The sequence below is a fragment of the uncultured Flavobacterium sp. genome (genome assembly GCF_951805225.1).
GTDB lineage: Bacteria > Bacteroidota > Bacteroidia > Flavobacteriales > Flavobacteriaceae > Flavobacterium.
Genome location: NZ_OX638201.1, coordinates 1,081,277 through 1,102,731, shown reverse-complemented (window position 1 = coordinate 1,102,731; position 21,455 = coordinate 1,081,277). Strand labels below are relative to the sequence as shown.

At 33.6% G+C, this 21,455-nt stretch carries 15 protein-coding genes; 7 read left to right on the top strand and 8 right to left on the bottom strand.

Annotated features, from left to right (window positions below):
• Positions 1-200: 200 nt before the first annotated feature.
• The 7 genes from WN975_RS04700 to WN975_RS04670 all read right to left on the bottom strand — a co-directional run bounded on the left by WN975_RS04700 (position 201) and on the right by WN975_RS04670 (position 10,968).
• The gene (locus WN975_RS04700) at positions 201-1,265 is read right to left on the bottom strand and encodes a glycosyltransferase family 9 protein (protein ID WP_337965464.1); all 1,065 of its coding nucleotides are present in this window, start codon (positions 1,263-1,265) and stop codon (positions 201-203) included.
• 80 nt (positions 1,266-1,345) lie between these two features.
• Positions 1,346-2,101 carry a phosphatase PAP2 family protein gene (locus WN975_RS04695; protein ID WP_337965463.1) on the bottom strand — a complete coding sequence of 252 codons (756 nt, stop codon included), beginning with the start codon at positions 2,099-2,101 and terminating at the stop codon, positions 1,346-1,348.
• A 57-nt stretch (positions 2,102-2,158) separates the two neighbouring features.
• Positions 2,159-5,206, bottom strand: coding sequence for an efflux RND transporter permease subunit (locus WN975_RS04690; RefSeq protein WP_337965462.1), 3,048 nt, complete (start codon positions 5,204-5,206; stop codon positions 2,159-2,161).
• A 9-nt stretch (positions 5,207-5,215) separates the two neighbouring features.
• Entirely contained in the window at positions 5,216-6,166 is a 951-nt protein-coding gene (locus WN975_RS04685; RefSeq protein WP_337965461.1) for an efflux RND transporter periplasmic adaptor subunit, read from the bottom strand.
• Positions 6,135-7,376 carry a TolC family protein gene (locus WN975_RS04680; RefSeq protein WP_337965460.1) on the bottom strand — a complete coding sequence of 414 codons (1,242 nt, stop codon included), beginning with the start codon at positions 7,374-7,376 and terminating at the stop codon, positions 6,135-6,137. Before WN975_RS04680 ends, WN975_RS04685 begins: the two co-directional genes overlap by 32 nt.
• Positions 7,377-7,403: 27 nt before the next feature.
• Positions 7,404-8,411: a YncE family protein gene (locus WN975_RS04675; protein WP_337965459.1), complete on the bottom strand. Its 1,008-nt coding sequence runs from the start codon at positions 8,409-8,411 to the stop codon at positions 7,404-7,406.
• A 106-nt stretch (positions 8,412-8,517) separates the two neighbouring features.
• A complete protein-coding gene (locus WN975_RS04670; RefSeq protein WP_337965458.1) occupies positions 8,518-10,968 on the bottom strand; it encodes a TonB-dependent receptor in 2,451 nt (816 codons plus the stop codon).
• A 198-nt stretch (positions 10,969-11,166) separates the two neighbouring features.
• Between WN975_RS04670 and WN975_RS04665 the strand changes: the two genes are divergently transcribed.
• The 4 genes from WN975_RS04665 to WN975_RS04650 all read left to right on the top strand — a co-directional run bounded on the left by WN975_RS04665 (position 11,167) and on the right by WN975_RS04650 (position 15,514).
• Positions 11,167-11,583 (top strand): EamA family transporter, encoded by a 417-nt coding sequence (locus WN975_RS04665; RefSeq protein ID WP_337965457.1) that lies wholly within the window; start codon positions 11,167-11,169, stop codon positions 11,581-11,583.
• 141 nt (positions 11,584-11,724) lie between these two features.
• A complete protein-coding gene (locus WN975_RS04660) occupies positions 11,725-12,054 on the top strand; it encodes a helix-turn-helix transcriptional regulator (protein WP_337965456.1) in 330 nt (109 codons plus the stop codon).
• A 320-nt stretch (positions 12,055-12,374) separates the two neighbouring features.
• Positions 12,375-14,756, top strand: a complete 2,382-nt coding sequence (locus tag WN975_RS04655) for a TonB-dependent receptor (protein ID WP_337965455.1) — start codon at positions 12,375-12,377, stop codon at positions 14,754-14,756.
• Positions 14,757-14,845: 89 nt separating this feature from the next.
• On the top strand, positions 14,846-15,514 hold the full coding sequence (locus tag WN975_RS04650; RefSeq protein ID WP_337965454.1) for a hypothetical protein: 669 nt from the start codon (positions 14,846-14,848) through the stop codon (positions 15,512-15,514).
• A 257-nt stretch (positions 15,515-15,771) separates the two neighbouring features.
• Here WN975_RS04650 and WN975_RS04645 read toward each other — a convergent pair whose 3' ends face one another.
• Entirely contained in the window at positions 15,772-16,665 is an 894-nt protein-coding gene (locus WN975_RS04645) for a helix-turn-helix domain-containing protein (protein ID WP_337965453.1), read from the bottom strand.
• A 168-nt stretch (positions 16,666-16,833) separates the two neighbouring features.
• Between WN975_RS04645 and WN975_RS04640 the strand changes: the two genes are divergently transcribed.
• From WN975_RS04640 to WN975_RS04630, 3 genes are all read left to right on the top strand, one after another.
• Positions 16,834-18,546 (top strand): carboxymuconolactone decarboxylase family protein, encoded by a 1,713-nt coding sequence (locus WN975_RS04640; protein ID WP_337965452.1) that lies wholly within the window; start codon positions 16,834-16,836, stop codon positions 18,544-18,546.
• A gap of 48 nt (positions 18,547-18,594) precedes the next feature.
• Positions 18,595-19,011 (top strand): cyclophilin-like fold protein, encoded by a 417-nt coding sequence (locus tag WN975_RS04635; protein ID WP_337965451.1) that lies wholly within the window; start codon positions 18,595-18,597, stop codon positions 19,009-19,011.
• 275 nt (positions 19,012-19,286) lie between these two features.
• On the top strand, positions 19,287-21,434 hold the full coding sequence (locus tag WN975_RS04630; RefSeq protein WP_337965450.1) for a TonB-dependent receptor: 2,148 nt from the start codon (positions 19,287-19,289) through the stop codon (positions 21,432-21,434).
• Positions 21,435-21,455: the final 21 nt, after the last annotated feature.

Sequence of the window (21,455 nt, the reverse complement as noted above, 5' to 3'; positions counted from 1 at the left end):
AGAATTAATCTCTCGCAAAGTCGCTAAGACGCAAAGTTTAAATGTAGTATTGTCATTTCGAGGAACGAGAAATCTTCGCAAGTAACTCCGCAATGAAAAATCGCCAATCTTTGTAGAGCTACTTGTGGAGATTTCTCGTTCCTCGAAATGACAAAATCTTACGATTTTATGTCTAAGTATTAGAGTTTTTTTTATCGAACCTACTTATTCTTCGCCATTAAAATCTCATCAATAATTAGAATATATTGATTTTTACTAACAACAATATTAGTGTCTATTCCGCGGGAACTATTCCCAAAAGGTTTGTATTTTTCAAGATTTGATACCGAAAATAATCCCATTACAGGAATATGAACTGCATTTGCAAGATGCATTATACCGCTGTCAGCGCCAATAAATAAAGTTGTGTTGGCAATTACTGCGCCAATTTCGCGTATGTCTTTGCTGTAAAAACTTGTTGCTTTAAAATTAATTTGAGAAACATTTTCGACCGGTAAAATTTCAAGAATATTATAATCTCTTTCGTATTTTGTTTTTAAAATCTCATAGAAATCTTTCCACCAAAATTCAGAGAAACATTTATTACCGGTTGCATAGGTAAAAATTGCAATCGTTGGCTTGGTATTCTCAAACTTATCGTGAAGAATTTTTTGGCCTTGAGCCAATTCTTTTTCGCTTAATTTAAGATCGGTTTTTGAGACAGATTTATTGCTCGTATTTAGTGAAACACTTTTCAAAAAATTCCTAAAATTATATACCGGATATTTGGCAATATGCAGATAATCTTTTGGTTTAACCTCATTTTCGTTTAGATCGTCTCCATAAAATTTAAAAGCAGCATGAGAAAGTTCTACCGCCAATCTGCCCGAAGATGAATCTTTGTCTACATTTATGGCCAAATCGTATTTCTTGCGTTCTATTTTAAACCAAACTTTTAAATAGTTAAAAAGATCACTGAAAGGTTTCTTTGGAAGTATAATAATCTCACCAATCTGATTGTAATTTTCTAAAATAACAGGCATTAGACCGCCTTTAACAAAAAGGTCAATTTGAGCCTCGGGGAAAGCAGCACTGACCTCTTTAATCAAAGGAGTAATAAGCAGAAGATTTCCCAGTCTTGCATTTGGCCGGCAAATCAAAATTTGCTTTATTGCAGCCGGATCTTCTATAATCTTCTTAGAAGTTTTTTGAGAAGAACCAATGTTCCTGGTTAAAAATCGCATCGTATTTCTGCGAAAAGTGTTTATTTTTTTTGAGATTTTCATTTACACAGTAAGGTTTAAAGCTTGGAGAAACTTTGTGGTATTAAATATTACAATTAAATCTAATTGGTGTTTTTAAGGAACTAAAACTGCACAACCATTCCGGCGCCCATTTGTTTTCCATTATAAAAAGGAGCTATCATCGAAGTGACTTTCTTTTCTTTGGATGGAAAAATGGTGTTTTTTACATAAGGAAAAAGCCAGTAAGCAGCCTTAGTACTCAGGATTCCTATTCCGGCTCCGGCAACGACATCAGTAAGCCAGTGTCTGTTGTTGTACATTCTGAATAATCCCGTTCCTGTTGCCACAATGTATCCGCTTATTCCGTACCAAACAGACTTATCTTTGTATTCCTGCCAAAGAAATTCGGCACCGGCAAAAGCATTCGCAGTATGCCCCGAAGGAAAAGAATTGTTGGATGTTCCATCTGGTCTTTCGACGTGTGTAATGTGCTTTAGCGAAAACACTGTAGTACTCATTATTAAATAAGAAGTCGCCAAAATTATCGAACGGTCTTTAAGGTTGTTTTTACCTTGAATTCCTATAGCATTCAGTGCATAAACAGATGCTGCCGGAGCATATTGAGAAAAGTCATCGATCGTGATTTTGTTGTCAATATCTTCCGTTACTTCTTCTCTGATATTATTATTAAAACTCTTGAGCTGATCACTTTCAAGCCCAATAAAACCATATCCAATTAATACAGCTGGAATAATCAGTTGTTTATAATTGAATTTCAAATTCTGCACAGTATCCAGAACTACAATAGAATCTGACACTGTATTTTGCGCATTAACAGCTGTTAAGCTTACGAGAAATAATAAAATAGGTTTTAGCATTTTATGAAAAATTAGAAATTAATATTACGTTGACAATCAGACTAACGTAGTTTTGTTTCATAATAAATAAGTAAGATGTTTAGGTTTTTTATAGACAACAGCCAATAAACTCGGCAGTACAATTAACAGTAATGGCATTGCCACGATAAAACCGCCAATAACGGCAATCGCCAAAGGTTGGTGAAGTTCAGATCCGGTTCCGACTCCAATTGCTAAAGGCATCAGAGCAATAATTGCTCCTATTGCGGTCATTAATTTGGGTCTTAGTCTTGTTGAAATCGAATAAATCAAAGATTGATTAATATCCAAAGTCTGTTTATAGGTTTCACGAAATTGAAGAAATGTAAAAATGGCGTTTTCACTAATAATCCCCACAATCATGATGATTCCCGTATAACTTCCAACATTCAGCGGAACATTGGTCAGGAAAAGCAAAAGATAACTTCCTGAAATTCCCAAAACGGAAATAAGAAGAATAACCAATGCAGCCCTGAAATCCCTGAATAAAAACAGAATTACGCCAAAAACTAAGAGTGACGAAGCAACCAAAATAAGCAGCAATTCGCTAAATGCCTGTTGTTGATCTTTGTAAGCGCCTCCATATTCTATGTAATAGCCTTGTGGCAATACGATATTCTTGCTTACATTTTTTTGGATTTCTGCCATTACAGTTCCTAAACCTCTATTATCCAGTCTTCCTGTAACAACGCTCATCATTTGCAGATTTTCTCTTTGTATTTCGGCACTTCCTTTTTCAGGTGTAATCTTTACTAAATTCGAAAGCGGAATAGATTGTCCTATCGGAAGAAAAACCTGTAATCCTTTGATCTGATCCAGACTTCTTTTTTCGGAATTTTTATAAATAAGGCGAATTGGTGTTGATTGTTCCTGTTCTAATAAAGTACCAATAATATTACCTTCAAGCTGGCTTTGCATCTGAAACTGAAGATCAGCCGGAGTAATTCCATATTGTGCCAACAATGAATAATTAGGTTCAATATTCACACTTGGACCTGCAAGTACAATACCGTCAAAAACATCTGCCGTTCCTTTTGTATTTTCAATAAGTACAGCAACTTTTTGTGCTATTTGATGTAGTTTGTTTTGATCGCTTCCGTAAATTTTAACTTCAATTGGTGAAACTGAACTCATAAGATCTCCCAACATATCTCCTATAACCTGACCAAAATCGATACGAAGTGCAGGCTGACTATTTTCGACTTTAAGTCGTATATCATCAATTACATCATTGGTAGTTTTTGATCTGTCTTTTTTTAGCTGAATAAGATAATCTCCAGTATTAGGTTCTGTAATAAAAAAGCCCATTTGTGTTCCTGTTCTACGGCTATACGCTTCGACATCGGGATTTTTAATGATTATTTTTTCAACTTCCTGAAGCATTCGGTCTGTTTCTTCAAGAGAAGTTCCCGGAGGAGATTCATAATCTAAAACAATACTTCCTTCGTCCATTTCCGGTAGAAATCCTGTTTCTAAATTGGGAAGAATTAGAAATATAGAAAGCAACAATACTAAGCAGAAAACAATACTCAAAACAGGTTTTGCTATAAAATAAGAAACCCATTTTTGTGTTTTAACTTCATGATGTACAATTTCTTTTTTCTTTGAAGATCCTTTTTTTGGTGACAACCATAAATAGATTACAGGCAACAGAAGCCAAGTTACCAAGAACGAACATACCAGTGTAATAATCATGGTATCTGTCAATACTTTAAAATACGATCCCGCTACTCCGCTCATCAAAACAAACGGAATAAAAATCACAATGGTACTAATTGAAGAACCTACCATCGCAGGAAATAAATATTGCATCGCTTTTTGAAGCAGTGTCACCGTTGGTTCGTCAGGATGTTCTTCGTGGGTTCTATGAATTTGCTCGACTACAACAATGGCATCATCAATGATTAATCCCAAAGCAGCCGCAATGGCTCCGAGTGTCATAATATTGAATGTTTGCCCTGTAAAATAAAGCACAATCAATGTCAGCGAAAGCGTAACGGGAATAGTGATTAAAATTGTTGCACTGGCTTTCGCCGATTTTAAAAACAAAACAGCAATAATAATGGCTAAAAATAACCCGATAAGTAAACTGTCTGTAACACTTTTTACAGCATCATTTACAAAATTGGCTTGCTCATAAAAGGGCTTAATCGTGATGTCTTTTGGCAGAATAGCTTTCAGTTCTGTCATTTTTTTATTCATGGCATCAGACATCTCAATAAGATTGGCGTCCGGCTGTTTGATAACCGCAATCAGAATACTTTCTTTTCCGTTTGCATTAACTTTAATATATTCTTTGGCTTCTCTGATTTCGACCAGACAAATGTCGCTCAGCTTTACTATTCCTTTACTATTATTGCGGATAACCAGATTTTCAAGTTCATCTTTTTTATCTAATTGTGCATCGGTAATCGTTAAATACAAATGGTGATAATCTGCCAAATAACCGTTGGATTTTATGAAATTGGTTTCGGTGAAAACCTGAGTTACCATTGCCGGAGTAATTCCGTAAGCACTCATTTTTTGGAAATCTAATGAAAGCCAATATTCTTTTTCTTTTCCACCAACAATTCTAATTTCACTTGTTCCCTGAATCTGAGACAGAAAAGGTTTTATGGTATAATTGGCGATCTTTTTTAAATCTACAGCTGAGCGATCTTTACTGTCAATTGCATATCCAATAACAGGCAAAATTGACGGATTCATCTTTTCTACAGTAACTTGCAAATCTGGCGGAAGATCATTTTTTATCTGATTGATTTGCGCTTCAATTCTCGTTTTACTTAAGTCAATATCAGCATTCCAATCCATAAAAGCTGAGATTTCACAGCTTCCTCTGCTTGTTGTACTTCTTACCGTTTGAAGTCCTTGTACTTTTTTAATTGCAGTTTCAAGAGGTTTAGTAACCGTAATCATCATTTTGTCAACAGGTTGCTGACCTGCATCGGCAATGATTTTTATTTTAGGAAAGGTGATCTCAGGAAATAATCCGGTTTGCATTTTGGAATACGAAAATATACCTCCCAATAAAATCAGGAAGATAATTGTGCTGAGTCCATTTTTATGTCTTGCAAAAAAAGGTATCATGAGTTTATCTTATTTATTGATAATTTTTATTTTGATGCTGTCTCCTACTCCATAATTTCCCGTTAGCAGAATTTGATCCGTAGCCTTTAATTTTGGAGAAAGTATTTCTATTTTATCGGAAGATTCGATTCCTTTTTTAATGGGAATTTTAACCGCCAGATTATTCTTCTCAACTTTCATAATCCAAAAATCAGTTTGCGTTTCATCACTCAAAACAGCTTGTTTAGGAAGACTTATTGTTTTGGAATCAGTTGTTTTATCAATTCTAACTTTCACAATTAAATTCTCAGGAATATTGACAGCTTTAATGCTTTTTAATATCACATTTTGAGTTTGTGATGCCGGATCAACAGTTGGCATATATTTGTCCACTTTTGTCTGTATTGTAGTTCCGTCAGGCAGATAGATATTCAATATTTGGTTTAGCTTTACAAATTTTCTGAGCTCATACGGAAGACTCAAAACAATAGAAAAACTATTCGCATCGTTAATAATCGCCAATACATCACCTTCCTGAACATAATCTCCTTTTTGAACATTAACCGCATTTACATATCCGTCGCAAGTTGCTCTGACTTGTATTGCGCTGCCAAAATTCAGGCTTGAATCAATTTTATTAATGGTATTTCCCAAAACTTTTGCTTCACGGGTTTTAAGCGAAAACAATAATTGATGGTTCGAAACAAAATCATTTGATGCCACATTTAAAACCTCCAAATATCCTGTTGTATTCGCCTTAATCGTATTTTTAATTAAATAAGATGTTGTAGCATTCAAATCAATATAACTTTCAATTGCTGTAGTATCAATATGGGTTACAGTAACCGGAACACTCACAACTGCAGGCGTTTCTGTCGGAGCAGTTTTATTGCAGGAACCTAAAAAAAGCGCCATAAACAATAAAGATCCTGCCGTTTTATAGATATATTTATTCATTGGATTTCCAGTAATTGATTTCATTAATAGTTTGAAGATTATTGACACTGTTTTGTGCAATCGCATTCTGAATCGAAATAAGATTACTCAGCGCAATAATGTATTCGGTAATCTGTGCATCTCCTGTAAGCAAAAGTTTTTTATTAGCCTCAATAAGTGCTTCTGCAACCACAAGCTGAGACTGAAGCATTTTATTAGTCTCTGTGCTTTGATTAAATTTTTGATTTAAAAGAAGCAATTGTTGCTCGTATTGTCTTTTGAAATTCCTTGTATAACTTTCATTCGTAGCCAAAGCCATACTGTTTTTTTGATGCTGAAGACTTCGTTGGTTTCCATCGTAAATAGGAATATTCACTCCCAAACCCACACTAAAACCGAAGTTTTTATATCCTTGATAAATAAAGCTCGAATTATATCCGGCATCGCCCAAAACTGAAATCGACGGTTTGTAATTATTATCAATTAGTTTGTCTGCATTCTTAATTTTTAAGCTGTCAGTTTCAAACTGTTTTAAAAATATATTGCTTTGTTCTTTATCAGGTTTTATGGTTAAATCAGGCGATTTAAGTTGTACTTCAGATGTATCTTTTTCTCCTGTGAGGTAATTTAAAAGTGCGAGATCGTTTTGATATTGTTGTTTTAGCTGTAAAGCGGTAAGTTCCTGCTGTTTTATAGTCGCATCAAAAATCAGATAATCTGTTTGTTTATAGATAGAACTTTTGGTCAGTTTCTTTAGAATTACTTCTTCCTCTTTTAAAAGCTTCGTAACCTTATTATTAAATACCATTTGCTTTTCTGTGCCATAAGCCGTGATATATTGAGCGATTATAGTTTTATCCAAATCTTTAACTGCTACTTTTTTATTAATAATAAGAGCGTCTTTAATTAGCTTAAAAGATTCGGCTTGCGAACTAATTTGACCTTTGCCTAATATTCTTTGGTTAAAACCAACAAGCGCCGAAACCATCTGACCGTTACTCAAAGCCGTATCATAACCATAACCGTTAATTACAGGAGCGTAATTTGCATTTAAATTTGCCGCTACCTGAGTTTTATAAGAAGCCCTGTTTAAAAGACTATCAAGAGTTGATATTTTAATCTGATTTTGATAATCTGCCAATAAGGGCGAATTCGTTCTTGCTTTGTCGATGAAGTAAAACAAATCTTTCTCCTGAGAGAAAGATTTGGAACCAATCAGAATCAAAACAAGTATGAAAAAAAAATACCTTTTCATCTTTTGCATTTCAAGAATTATATGAAACTACTTTAGTACTAGAATCTTAAAAGAATCCGGCGTAATTGGTGCACGAGGATTTGGGTTCTCATTTGTTGCAGCCGGAGTTTTGCCAAAACTAGCCGTTGGAAGATACAAAGCGCCTGTAGCTTTGCTCATAGTAAGAGTTCTGGCGCCTTTAGCTGTTTTTACGGTTTGTACAACAGCATAATGATCTTTGTCTTTTTGTTTTATAACCGTCAGCGTTCCTGATCCGTTTGAGCTGAAAATCAGTTTTCTTTTTGCATCGAAAAAAACACCATCAGAACCTTCATCAATAGGCAGTTTTGTGATAACTTTTCCCGTTTCTGCATTCGTTACAAGTAGAATTGAATTTCCACAAACACTAAAAAGTCTATTGTTAATCGAATCAAAAGCCAATCCTGAAGGTTCATCGCCCGGCGAAATATCCCAGGAATGTACTACTTCTAATTTGGAAGCATCAATAACTTTAATTTGATTTTTGTCCTCAATATTTACGTAAACCAATCCTTTTGCATTTGTAGCCGAAAATTCAGGTTTACCATCAAGTGGAATTGTTTTTACAACTTTATTCGTCGCTGCATCCAGAACTGTAGCATCGTTAGTTTTCGCATTAAAAACAAAAATCTTATTTGAAAATTTATCATAAAGCACAGCATCAGGTTTTATACCTTCGATCGCTACTTTTTCAATAAGTTCTAATGTGTTTAAGTTGATTATCGTTACAGCATTTTCAGCTCCATCGGTTATAAAAGCTTTATTAAGATTATTGGCAATTGTAATACCATGAACTCCTTTAGTATCGGATATTTTGCCTATTACTTTTTCTGTTTTTAGATCAATAACATTCACTACATTTCCGTGGGAAACAAATAATCTTTGTGACGTTTCATCAACAGATAAATAATCCCAACCCAAATCTCCTTCGACTTTAATTTCTTTGGAAAACTTTATATTTTGAGCCTTCAAAAACGGAACGAAAAACAAAAACAATATCAGCGATAAATATTTCATAATAAGCAATTTAAATTCAATACAAAGTTGAATCTCAATCCTGAATTAATTCTGAATTAGGCCTTTATGAATCTTAATATTGCATTAAGTATTGCTCTGTTTTGGATTAAATTGTTGGCTGCTGCGGATCATTATTATTGTCCGATTCTCCTTTTTTAAATTCCAGTTTTCCGAATTTATAGCTAAGTGAAATTCCAAAAGACTGAACCGGAATTTCCTTAATATTTACCTGATTAAAACTTGCTCCGTATTTGGTAGATCTTTGGCTCATATATTTATTAAAAGGGTTCGCCATCGTTACGCCCAAACTTGCGTTTTTATGTAAAAATTGCTTTCTCAAAGCCAAATTGTAGAAAAAGGAAGCCGGACGATCTCCTTGAATATTTTTCTGAGAAGAACGGTAATTTCCAAAAATTTCTCCCATCATTGTAGGTGCAAATTGATAACTTAAATTTAGATTTGCTCTGTAATTAAAGCCGCTTACAGTTGGCAAAGCCGGATTAGTTGTTGTGCGATCTCCAAATTCAATAGTGGTTCTGATATTCAGTTTATCATCAATTTTAATAGACCCAAATATACTTGCGCCAATATCAGTTTGCGTTCCAATATTGTAACGCTGCGTTAAAGTTACATCTGTATATTGTGTTCCGTTGACATCCAAAACAGGATGAAATGTGGTAAAACTTTGTATATCATCTGTATTTCTGCGGTAATATCCTGAGAAATAAATATTGGCATTATTTGCAAATGTTTTGCTGTAGCCAAGTTCAAAACGATTGCCTATTTCAGGTTTCAAAAATGGATTTCCCGTACTGATATTATGTGGATCACTGATATTAAAAAACGGATTCAGTTCTTCATAATCCGGTCTTTCAATACGATAACTATAAGCGAATTTTATAGATTGATTTTCACCAAACTTATGCTGAACCGTAAAAGACGGCGCAAAAGTATCGTAACCCGGAATAGAAACTCCAATGAAATCAGCAGTTGTATTGGTGCGCTCGTATCGAAGTCCCGCTCTTCCTTCCAGAAAGTTGTTAAACAAGGCAAAAGAAGTAGATAAATAAGCGGCATAAATGTTTCGTTTGTATTGAAAAGCATAGGTTTGTCCCTGATTATTTACATACGATCCATCAAGCGCCAAAGTATCTGTTACAACATTATTATCGATTTTCTCCAATGAAACTTTTGATCCCATTTCAAGCATAAATCCTTTAGCAAGCGGACGCACAAAATCAAGAGAAAAATCAATTTGATGATCTTTCCCGGGATTATAACTTCTTAGTCCGGAAACAGGATCAACATTATCCTGAAAAGCAGTTTGTTGTGAAGCATCATTTTGACTTCTGCCATAACTTGATGTCACCAGAAAATTCAATTCCTGATCTTCTCTTTCAAAGGCTTTTTTATAGCCTAAACTCCAGTCTGTAGCATTATTTTTAAAATTACTTACTGAATTTCTTTCACTGATAATTTCCGATAAAACTGTTCCGTTAGACAAAGACGAAGTCTGATCCTGAAATGTCATTCCCGAAGAATTATTCTCAAAATGATTGTAACCTAAAGTAGCCGTTAATTCATCTTTTGGTGATATACTCCAATTTGCATTTATACCAGTTTGATATCCACTTCTGGTAAAAGGACTTATACCATTTTGATACAATCTATTAATACTGTCTCTTTCTGCATTGTAAGATATACGATCGCTTGAACTTTTTGTTTTTGTATTTAATTGTTTGTTTCCACTAAAATAAACTCCAATTCCAAAATTTCCTTTTCGTGCATTTAAGTTAAAAGAACCATTTTCAAGACGCGTTCCAGCCGATAAATTGATGCTGCTGTTGATTCCCTGAACTTTGCTTTCTTTTAAAATAATGTTTATAATTCCTCCAGTTCCCGCGGCATCATATTTAGCGCCCGGACTTGTAATAACTTCTATACTTTTGATTTGACTTGCGGGAATAGACTGCAATGCATCTGAAACACTGGCGCCAAATATACTTGAAGGTTTTCCGTTGATTAAAAAACGAATATTAGGATTTCCCTGCAACTCTACATTTCCGTCAATATCGACACTTACCATCGGAACATTCTTTAAAATATCTGTGGCAACACCGCCTTGACTTGTCAAATCATTGGATGTATTGTAAATCATTTTGTCGATTTTGTTTTGAACAGTTTGTGTCTTTGAAACAATCTTTACTTCATCCAATTGATTCGACGAAGGCGCTAAAGAAATATTTCCAAGATTTACTAAATCGGAATTCACTTTTATTGTATTGAATGAAGCTTCTTTGTAACTTATAAAATCAACGGTGATTCTGTATTCTCCAACAGGAAGATTTTCAATAACAAACGCTCCGTTTTGATCTGTAGTCTGACCATTTAATACTTTAGTTTCTCCCGTGCGATAGACACTTACAATTGCCATTTCTATGGGAATTTTGGTTTCGGCATCGATCACTTTTCCTGTGATTTTTCCTTTTGTATTTGATGATTGTGCAGCAACTGCGAATGAGAATAATGAAATCAGGCTTAGTATAAAATAACGCATATCAAAAATTTATACGGCAAAATAATGCCCTAATTCTGAATTTATCCTGAATAAAATAATTCATAACGCTTTATTAATATCCAAACTCGAACTGTATTAAAATTGCGGATAAAAAAACGGTCTAAACTTCAAAAATTCAGAATTAAAACTAAATCGTGAATTTACTTTGCTTTTAATCAATTCAAAAAATCAAGAATTATGTGGTGGATATTTGCGTTGCTTTCGGCATTCTTTGCTGCACTAACGGCAATTTTTGCTAAAATGGGAATTAAAGGTGTTGATACAGATTTGGCAACAGCAATCAGAACTGTTATTATCCTGATTCTGGCGTGGGGAATTGCTTTTTTTAGAGGCGGTACCAATTCAATTCATTTATTAACGAAACAAAACCTGATTTTTTTGTGCCTTTCGGGAATTGCCACGGGTTTATCGTGGATATTTTATTTTAAAGCTTTACAAATTGGAAAAGTTTCGCAAGTAGCGCCAGTCGATAAATTAAGTGTCGCCATCGCCATAATTCTCTCGGTATTATTTTTGAACGAAAAAATTAGTCCGCTTGGAATTATAGGTGTAATTATGATTATTGGAGGAACTATAATAATCATATACAGCTGATTACAAAAATTACAAATGTAATATTTGGCTTTAAAGCTAAAATTAATTTCTGCTTAAGATAACACTGATAAAAATAAGTTTCAGATACTTTTCTATATTTTTATTTTCACAACAAACACTAAATTCTATAAGTCCTCTTTATTGAAAAAGAAAATAAAATTAAAGCAATTACGGTTAGAACGAGACATAACCCAGGAAGTGATGGCAGATCGTCTTGCCATGACACAGGCAACCTATAGCCGAAAAGAAAGAGGTGTAATTGATATAACTGAGGAAGAATGGAGTAAGATTACTGATGTATTGGGCGTAAATAAAGAAGATGTATTTGAAGCTAATATTAGAAAAAATATAATCTCTCATAATCTCAATAAACAATTCGAAATCCTTCCGGCTTCTTTATTGGAAAAAATTGAGTTTCTGACCAAAGAAAACCAAGAACTTAAAGAAAAACTAAAAAAATACGAGTCTTAAAGATATTCTGATGAGCTTTTTCGAATGCCTATTTCTAGTTTACTTTAATATATTAAAAAACACATAATTTTCGCTTATATTTTAAAATCTAACAACATGTGAATCTCAAATTACACGTTTCTTATTCAAACTTCAATATCATATTTACAAGCTTTATCATAAAATAAAAGCAACTCTGTAACAATCTTTTTGTACAAATTCTGAATTCTTATGTTTTATAACAAAGTTTAATTTATCGTTATTTAAACGCTTTTATTAAGACTGAATCTAAATAATTGTTTATTTTTGCGGCTCTTATAAACACCTACAATTAAATTTTTATGCACAAATTTTTATACTGTTTTCTGGTAACTCTACTAGTAAGCACAACTACTGTTTTTGCCCAATCTACGGGCGTAATTTCCGGACAGGTTAAACTTGTTGACGGTCAACCATTTGCCTCTGCTTCTGTTTCTATAGTCGAATTAAACCGTGCTACTCTTACTGATGTGAATGGTAATTACAGCTTCAAAAATATTCCTGCTGCAACTTATCATATAAAAATTCAGGCGCTTGGAGCTGCCGAAAAAGATATTGAAACAACTGTAACTGCAGGAGGAACTGCAATTGTTAATTATCAATTACCGGAAGAAAATGTTATGGCTTTACAAGAAGTAACGGTTTCTGGCGATGTGAACAGATTTTCTAAAAAAGAAAGTAAATATGTTGCGCGTCTTCCTCTTAAAAATCTTGAGAATCCACAGGTTTACAATACAGTTTCTAAAGAAGTTATAATTGAACAATCTGCTGTTGACTTGGGAAGTATTTCAAAAAACGTTCCTGGTGCAGGTATTCCAATGACGGCAAATCAAGGGCGTGTAACCTTTCGTTCTCGTGGTTTTGAAACTGAACCTAATGCACGAAATGGTGTAGCCGGACAAGCTTTCTCCTCAATAGATCCGGTAAATTTAGAGCGTATTGAGGCTATTAAAGGACCTTCGGCAACTTTGTTTGGAGCAAGTGTAGCAAGTAGTTATGGTGGTGTATACAATCGTGTAACTAAAAAACCTTACAATGATTTTGGCGGAGAAGTTGCCTATTCTGGTGGAAGTTACAATTTTAATCGCCTTACTGTAGATGTGAATACTCCGGTAAATGAAGATAAAACGGCATTATTCAGACTTAACGGTGCTACAACACAACAAAAAAGTTTTCAGGATCTTGGTTTTACTAAAAACATCAGTATTGCGCCAAGTTTCTCTTACCAAATAACAGACAAATTATCGTTGTTACTTGATGTAGAATTTGGTCAGGAAGAAGGTACCTCTGTAGTGCGTTTCAATCCATATAATAAAAGTAATACAACGAGATCTATTGTTGACATTGCCTTTCCTTACGAAAGAACTTTCATGAGTAATGATTTGGTTTACAATACTCAGATGTTAAATATCTTCGGACAAATCAATTATAAAATTTCTGAAGAATGGACTTCGCAAACCATTTTCTCAAGAGCAAGATCTACTATTGACGGAAATATTACAGCAATTAATGCATTGAGTGATACTACAGCTCGTGTTCAGGTAATTTCAGGTAACACAAACTTTATTGCTACAGATCTTCAACAGAATTTTATTGGTGATTTTAAAATCGGAAAGTTTAGAAACCGTATGGTTATTGGATTAGATTACTACAATAATTACAATGATTTTGACCGATTAACAATCAATACTGATACTTTTGATTTTGTAAATCCACCAGCAAACTCAGGAACAAATCTGCAAATTGTAAATGCAATGGCTCAGGCTGGAAAAGGAACATTGCGTAAAGAAAAAAACAGAGACAATACTTATGCAGCTTATGTATCTGATGTTTTTAATATAACGGATAGATTATTAGCAATGGCAAGTTTGCGTGTTGACCGCTACGAATATCTTGGTGTTTACAACATTGCAACCGGTGTTACTGCTGGCGGACTTGGTGCAAATGGTACTTCTGCAGGACCATACAACCAAACTTCACTTTCTCAAAAAATGGGATTAGTTTACGAATTAAGTAAAGATCATTTATCATTGTTTTCGAACTACATGAATGGTTTCTTAAATAAAAGCGGACAAGCTCTTGATGGAACTGCTTTTAAACCGGAACATGCCAATCAATTAGAATTTGGTGTAAAAGGAGATGTTTTTGAGCACCGTCTTGTTGGTACATTGAGCTACTATGATATTCAGGTTGCAAATTCGTTAAGACAAGATCCTACAGATCCTACATATTCGATTCAGGATGGAACACAAAGAAGTAAAGGTTTTGAAGCTGAATTTACAGCAAATCCGTTTTCAGGATTCAATGTAATTGCAGGTTATGCTTATAATGACAGTAAATATACCAAAGCAGATGCAACTGTAAATGGCTTACGCCCTGCTCTTTCCGGACCTGCAAATACAGTGAACTTGTGGTTAAGTTACCGTATTCCTGAAGGTAAATTTGAAGGATTAGGTGCTGGTTTTGGTGGTAATTACGGAAGCATGTCTTACGTTATCAATACGCAAACTACAAAGGTTACAATTCCGGAATATAAAATGTTTGATGCGGCTTTATATTACGATCAGCCAAAATACAGAATTAGCTTTAAAGTGAATAATCTTACCAGTGAAAAAGCATGGAACGTGAGACTAACACCTCAAGCTCCTGCTCAGTTTATTGGTAGTTTTGCTTTGAAATTCTAAGTCAATTTAAAAGAATATATCCGATGAAAAACAAATTGTTAATCAAGATCTTTTTTAGTTTTTGTCTCTATTTGGTTAGTCCCAAAATAATGGCAAGCGCTTATTGGATTGATGTAAAAGGTTCGGGCAAAGCCAATGAACCCGTAAACATCGAATTATGCTATGGAAGTATGGACGAATATGGCGTGCGACATAGAGATACCGGAAAAGAACTTCAATTAGCAGGAGATTTTAAAATGCGAATTGTTGATTATAAAGGCAATGAACAGGAATTGAAGCTTACACTTAAAAAAGATTCATGGCTTGCCGTTTTTATTCCAAAAAATGAAGGACAATATCGAATTATCGGAATTAATGATAAACATCCCGTTGTAGATCGCTCTGCATCGGGAGGAGAAAATGTTTTGCCTGTTGATTATATTGCAGCAGTATATAATGTTGGTGATTCAAAAGCAATTGATATTAATCCAATTCAGAAGCTTGATTTAGTAACAATTTCTGAGAATGGTAAAATAACCGTTAAAGCTTTTTTCGATGGAAAACCTTCAAAATCGGGAACAAAACTTCGCGTTTTTAATCCGGAGAATTGGGAGAAAGAATTGGTTCTGAATAAAGATGGTGAAGCTGTTTTTTATCCAACAATGAAAGGATTATATATCATTCGACAAGATTGGAAAGAACCAGTTTCAGGAACATATCTGAACGTAAATTATAGCAGTAAACGTCATCGTTGTAATTACTATTTATTGTATCAATAAGTTATGTCATAAATATTTTTTCAACACATAGAAACATAGATTTTATTAAAAGAAAAAGGAGTTAAAAAGAAACTGGTTTCTAAAACATAACCAACTATGTTTGTTTAAAATAAGTGAAACGCCTTTTTTAAGCGAGCTAAAGCTATGTTTCTATGTGTTAGAATTACATTCAATGATATTTTGATTATAACTATTATTATAAAAAAACGCTTAAAGTAGATTCTATTTTAAGCGTTTCTTTTTTTATATTTCTAAAATTAATTTAAGAGCCTATATTCATTTGGCGAAACTCCAACTCTTTGCTTAAACAATCGTGTAAAATGCTGTGGATACTTAAATCCCAATGCATAAGCAATTTCGCTAAGAGATTTACTCTGGTCAAATATTCTTTCTTTAGCCACTTCAATAACTTTAGATTGTATGTATTCCTGAGCTGTTTTTCCTGTTTCTTTTTTTATTAAATCACCGAAATAATTCGGCGATAAATTAAGTTCTTCAGCAAAATAAGCAACAGCAGGAAGTCCCATTTTCAAAGGTTTATCAGAAGAAAAATAACTGTTTAATAAATCTTCAAATCTTTCTAAAACTCCTTTATGTACTGTATCTCTGGTTATAAATTGTCGGTCATAAAAACGAGTACAATAATCTAAAAACAGTTCAATATTTGCAACTATCAAGTGTTTACTATGTTTATCAATTGCATGTTTCAACTCGTGATTAATCTTCGTAAAACAATCTAAAATTATCTGTTTTTCCTGTTCGGATAAATGCAATGCTTCGTTTGAAGCGTAAGAAAAAAAGCTATAATTCTGAATCTTTTTACCCAATGATGTGCCGAGCAATAAATCAGGATGAAATACTAATGCAATACCTTGAGGCTGATAATATTCGTCGCTATTTTGACCAATAACTTGTCCCGGAGCCAAAAAAATTAATGTTCCTTCTTCATAATCATAATTACTCAATCCGTAGCGCAAATCGCCGCAATAGATTTGTTTCAAAAAAACAGTATAAAAACTATAATTCAATTTTCGATGCTGCCTTGGATCTGCATTATCTAAGTAAACAAGACTTATTAAAGGATGCAAAGTTTCCTGCTTATTAAAAGTATTGTATTGACTTATTGTATCAAATTTTATAATATCATCCATCTTAAATATGGTTTAATTCTATACAAAACTATAAAATAAATCACCGTTTTTTCTTAAACATCTGCCAATCTGTAATATTGGTAAGTAATCCCGTAATTGATATAAGCGATCTTTTTTTCAATTAATGGAACTTTGCATTATCAATTTAATTATCTGAATATGAAACGTATGAAATCAATTAAGTATCTGCTAATAATTACAATTCAATTTGCATTTATAACTTCATTAAGCGCCCAGACAAGCATGAAATCAGACCAATCATTAACTCAAAAAGAACAAAGCATAGTGCCAATAGCAGCATTTACTGCAAAAGGCGAAACACAACAATTAAGAGTTTCATTAAACAGCGGATTAGATGCCGGTTTAAGCATTAATGAAATCAAAGAAATAATGGTGCAAATCTATGCTTATGCAGGTTTTCCGCGTACGCTGAATGCTTTAAGTACCTTTATTACAGTTCTCGATGAACGCAAAAAAAATGGAATTCACGATGAAATAGGAAAAGACGCTTCTCCTGTTGCAACCAATGAAAATAAACTAAAAAAAGGAACAGCATTACAAACTAAATTATTGGGCAAAGAAATGAAAACAAGCACTGCTGATTTTGCTCCAATAATTGATATTTTTTTAAAAGAACATCTTTTTGCAGATATTTTCAGTCGTGATATTTTAGATTTTAAAACCAGAGAAATAGTTACAATAGCAACATTAGCAAGTTTAGGCAATGCCGAAACACAATTACGTTCCCATATAAATGTTGGTATTTATAACGGAATTACAGAAACCCAACTAAACGATATAGCAAACATTCTTAAAAATAAAGTTGGTCCTGCAGAAAGAAATTCAATGAAAGAAATTTTAAAAAATATTTACATGAAAAATAATGAAACCATAAAAAGCAATCAAAATCCTTATACTTTGGTTTATGATGGCGCAATAACCGAAAATGTAAAAGGCAAAGTAAACATAAATCCGGTTAGTTATAAAATTAAAGATATTACTATCGTTGCCAACGTTTATACACCGCCAAATTATAATGCTGCAAACAAATATCCGGCAATAGTTATAGCACATCCAAATGGCGGTGTAAAAGAACAAGTCGCTGGTTTATATGCACAACATCTTGCAGAACAAGGTTATATTACAATTACGGCCGATGCAGCTTATCAAGGCGGAAGTGGCGGTTATCCAAGAAATGTCGATAAACCTGCAAATCGAATCGAAGATATATATTCTATGGCAGATTTCATTTCTCAATATGCAGGAGTTGATGCATCAAGACTTGGATTACTTGGTATTTGTGGCGGCGGCGGTTATTCTTTAAAAGCAGCACAATCAGATAAAAGATTTAAAGTAGTTGCAACTTTAAGTATGTTTAATTCCGGGCTTGTAAGACGTAATGGCTATATGAATTCACAACTTTCAACAATTCAGGAAAGATTAAAACAAGCTTCAGATGCCAGAGCACAAGAAGCTGCAGGAGGCGAAATTCTATATGCAAACAATAGTTCAACGCCTATGACAAAAGAACAAATCGCCAAGATTCCTGTGGATTTATACAGACAAGGAATCGAATATTATACGATAACTTACTCACACCCAAATTCAAGTGCAAAATATACTTTAAGCAGTTTATTAGATTTAATGACTTGGGATGCATCAACAAATATGGATTTAATTGAGCAACCTTTATTGATGATTGCAGGAAGCAAAGCTGATTCTTATTACATGACAGAAGATGCTTTTGCAAAGGCAACTAATTCAAAAAACAAAGAATTATTCCTTATCGAAGGTGCAACGCATATCGAAACCTATTGGAAACCTGAATATGTAAATCAAGCAGTTACTAAATTGAGTCAATTTTATGCAAAATTTTTATAAGCTAAAATTAGGTTATAAATTGCCTGAAATCTGAAACACAATCTTTACATGAAAAATTTAATCGCTTTTCTATTTATGATATTAAGTACCGTTTCTTCCTTTGGCCAAAGCCAAAAATTAAAAATAACAACTGGTAAAACGGTTCTATACGCGGAGTTTACAGATAGTCAAACTTCAAAAGACTTTATAAAAATGTTGCCCTTAACATTAAACATGAATGATTTGAGTGGAAGAGAAAAATACAGCGGAATTTCAAGAGAATTGTCCAAGAATGGAAGTATAAAAACATCTTTTCAAAAAGGTGATCTTGCATATTGGCTTGGCGGAGGAATTGCTGTATTCTACAATCAGGACGATCACGAAATAAAAGCGGGATTAATTGTTTTGGCGAGAATCGAAAAAGGAATTGAAGTTTTTAAAGAACCTGAATCGATGCAAGTTAAATTTGAAGTTGCAAAAAACTAAATACAAAACCTCCATTAGGAATAATGGAGGTTTTTTTATAAGATATAATTCATTTCAAGTTTAAAAATTTGGAAAAAGATAATCATTTTAAAATCACGTCAAAAACACTATTAAACTGGTTTTGTGATAAATAACTTTTTACGTTAGTATTTCCAACAGAAATCACAGTTATAAGCAGCAAAAATGCCATAATTAAAGCCTTTTCTACTCTTATTTTATACGTTAGATTCGCTATATTTGCAGCTATTTTAATTAAATCCAAATAAAAATTAATTATGCGAATTTATGCTTTACTTTTAGTGTTCTTCTCTATAAGTTCACTTTCTGCACAACAAACTACTACAACAAATACAAAAACTCAGGATACAATTCTGCCTGACAAATCAAAAAACGATAACGAATTACAAGAAATTGTAGTTTCTGCTTCCAGAAAAGCCGAAATATTAGACGAAGTTCCTTCTTCTGTTACTTTATTATCCAAAAAGCAAATACAACAACAATTAAGTATAAGTTCTAATCTTAGCGATATCTTAGGCGCAACAGTTCCCGGTTTAGGATTTACAACTAATAGAACACAAAACTTAGGTCAAACTTTACGCGGACGCCGAGTTTTGGTAATGATTGACGGAATTCCGCAATCTACACCACTTAGAGATGGTGCAAAAGATATGCGATCTCTGGATCCTACAGTTTTAGATCGTGTCGAAGTAATTAAAGGCGCAACTGCAATTTATGGAAATGGCGCAGATGGTGGTTTGATCAATTATATCACCAAAAAAGCAAATACAGACAAAGCAATAAGCGGCTCAACTGAGGCAGGAACTAATTTCTCTCTGATTCAGCCTAAAGGAACTGCGGGTTTCTTTGTGTCTCAACTCTTTACAGGAAAAATAAACAAAATCGATTATGTTGTAAGCGGACGTTATGAAGAAACTGGTCTTTATCGTGATGCAAAAGGTCGCGTACTTTCTCCTGAATACGGAATGAACGATCTTAAAAACTATAACGCTTTTGCGAAAATTGGTTATGATATAAATTCAAATAATCGCATTGAAGCAATGTATAACTATTTCCAAAGTACTCAACATACTGATTATATTGCTAAAGCCGGAGTTTACAGCAATTTTGATTCTCCAACAATTGGTGTTAAAGGACAACGACCTGGAGATCCGGAAGGAACGCCTTACAATCATAATGCAAGTTTAAGTTATATAGGAAAGAATTTAATTGGAAATACGGATGTGAATGCTACTCTTTATTTTCAAGATTATCTAACGCTAATTAATTACAGTGACTTTTTTGAAAATAACGGACAACCGGCAACACAAAGTAAGAAACTGGGTTTTCGTTTAAATTTAAATACTCCATATGAATTCAGTTCTCTTATATCCGGTAACTTAACTTATGGATTGGATATTCTTTCGGACATTACAGATACTCATCTTACAGACGGAAGATTAGTTATTCCGGAAATGAAAATGAACAATTTGGCGCCTTATTTCCAACTTAAAAACATGTTTGGACCAAATTTGGTTTTAAAGACAGGTTTAAGATTGGAGAATGTCAACATTGATGTACCAGATTATACTACAATTGGTATTCGAAACTATGTAAACGGAACTTACGTTGGAGGCGGAATTGCAGTAAATGGCGGAGCATTAGATTTTAATGCGCTTATGTTTAACGCTGGATTACGTTATACAAAATGGACATTGTTTAAACCTTTTGTAAGTTTTTCTCAGAGTTTCAGTGTAGCCGATTTAGGTTTGGTTCTACGTGCTGCAAAAGAAAATACAGTAAGTAATACTTCGATAAAAGCGGTTACGGCAAATAATTATGAATTTGGATTCTCTGGAGCTTTAGATAAACTTTCGTATGAAGGAGCTGTTTATTACAGTACTTCTAAATTAGGAGCATCTTATGTTTATGTGGATGGTAATCCGCAGATTTCACGTTCACCAGAAAAAATCTATGGTTTTGAATTGTCAGCAAAATATCGTCTTCATCCAAAACTTGATATTGGAGCTAATTATTCTTTTACAGAAGGAAAACGCGAACTTGCAGACAAAAAAGTGTATTTGGGAGGAGATCGTATCAATCCGCCAAAAATAGCTGCTTATACTGTTTTTAGACCGCTTGAAGACTGGTCAATCTTTTTACAAATGATAAGCTCAACAGGAAGAGACAGATTTGAACCTGTTAACGGAGCTTATACTTATGGAACCGGACCTATAAAATCTTTTACCGCATTTAACCTTTCTTCGAGTTATACTTTCAAAGAAAAAAGTACGATCCGTTTTGGTGTAGAAAACTTATTCAATAAAGATTATTATAGCGTTATTTCGCAATGGCAATCTAGTAATATGAATTATGTAAAGGAAAACGGTACTCGATTAACTGTAAGCTTTACACAGGCATTCTAAAGAAAACATCATAATTTCCAA

Bases quoted from the DNA above. Each gene is read 5' to 3' on its own strand.
- WN975_RS04700 (WP_337965464.1), bottom strand. From the start codon at position 1,265: ATGAAAATCTCAAAAAAAATAAACACTTTTCGCAGAAATACGATGCGA.
- WN975_RS04695 (WP_337965463.1), bottom strand. From the start codon at position 2,101: ATGCTAAAACCTATTTTATTATTTCTCGTAAGCTTAACAGCTGTTAAT.
- WN975_RS04690 (WP_337965462.1), bottom strand. From the start codon at position 5,206: ATGATACCTTTTTTTGCAAGACATAAAAATGGACTCAGCACAATTATC.
- WN975_RS04685 (WP_337965461.1), bottom strand. From the start codon at position 6,166: ATGAAATCAATTACTGGAAATCCAATGAATAAATATATCTATAAAACG.
- WN975_RS04680 (WP_337965460.1), bottom strand. From the start codon at position 7,376: ATGAAAAGGTATTTTTTTTTCATACTTGTTTTGATTCTGATTGGTTCC.
- WN975_RS04675 (WP_337965459.1), bottom strand. From the start codon at position 8,411: ATGAAATATTTATCGCTGATATTGTTTTTGTTTTTCGTTCCGTTTTTG.
- WN975_RS04670 (WP_337965458.1), bottom strand. From the start codon at position 10,968: ATGCGTTATTTTATACTAAGCCTGATTTCATTATTCTCATTCGCAGTT.
- WN975_RS04665 (WP_337965457.1), top strand. From the start codon at position 11,167: ATGTGGTGGATATTTGCGTTGCTTTCGGCATTCTTTGCTGCACTAACG.
- WN975_RS04655 (WP_337965455.1), top strand. From the start codon at position 12,375: ATGCACAAATTTTTATACTGTTTTCTGGTAACTCTACTAGTAAGCACA.
- WN975_RS04650 (WP_337965454.1), top strand. From the start codon at position 14,846: ATGGCAAGCGCTTATTGGATTGATGTAAAAGGTTCGGGCAAAGCCAAT.
- WN975_RS04645 (WP_337965453.1), bottom strand. From the start codon at position 16,665: ATGGATGATATTATAAAATTTGATACAATAAGTCAATACAATACTTTT.
- WN975_RS04640 (WP_337965452.1), top strand. From the start codon at position 16,834: ATGAAATCAATTAAGTATCTGCTAATAATTACAATTCAATTTGCATTT.
- WN975_RS04635 (WP_337965451.1), top strand. From the start codon at position 18,595: ATGAAAAATTTAATCGCTTTTCTATTTATGATATTAAGTACCGTTTCT.
- WN975_RS04630 (WP_337965450.1), top strand. From the start codon at position 19,287: ATGCGAATTTATGCTTTACTTTTAGTGTTCTTCTCTATAAGTTCACTT.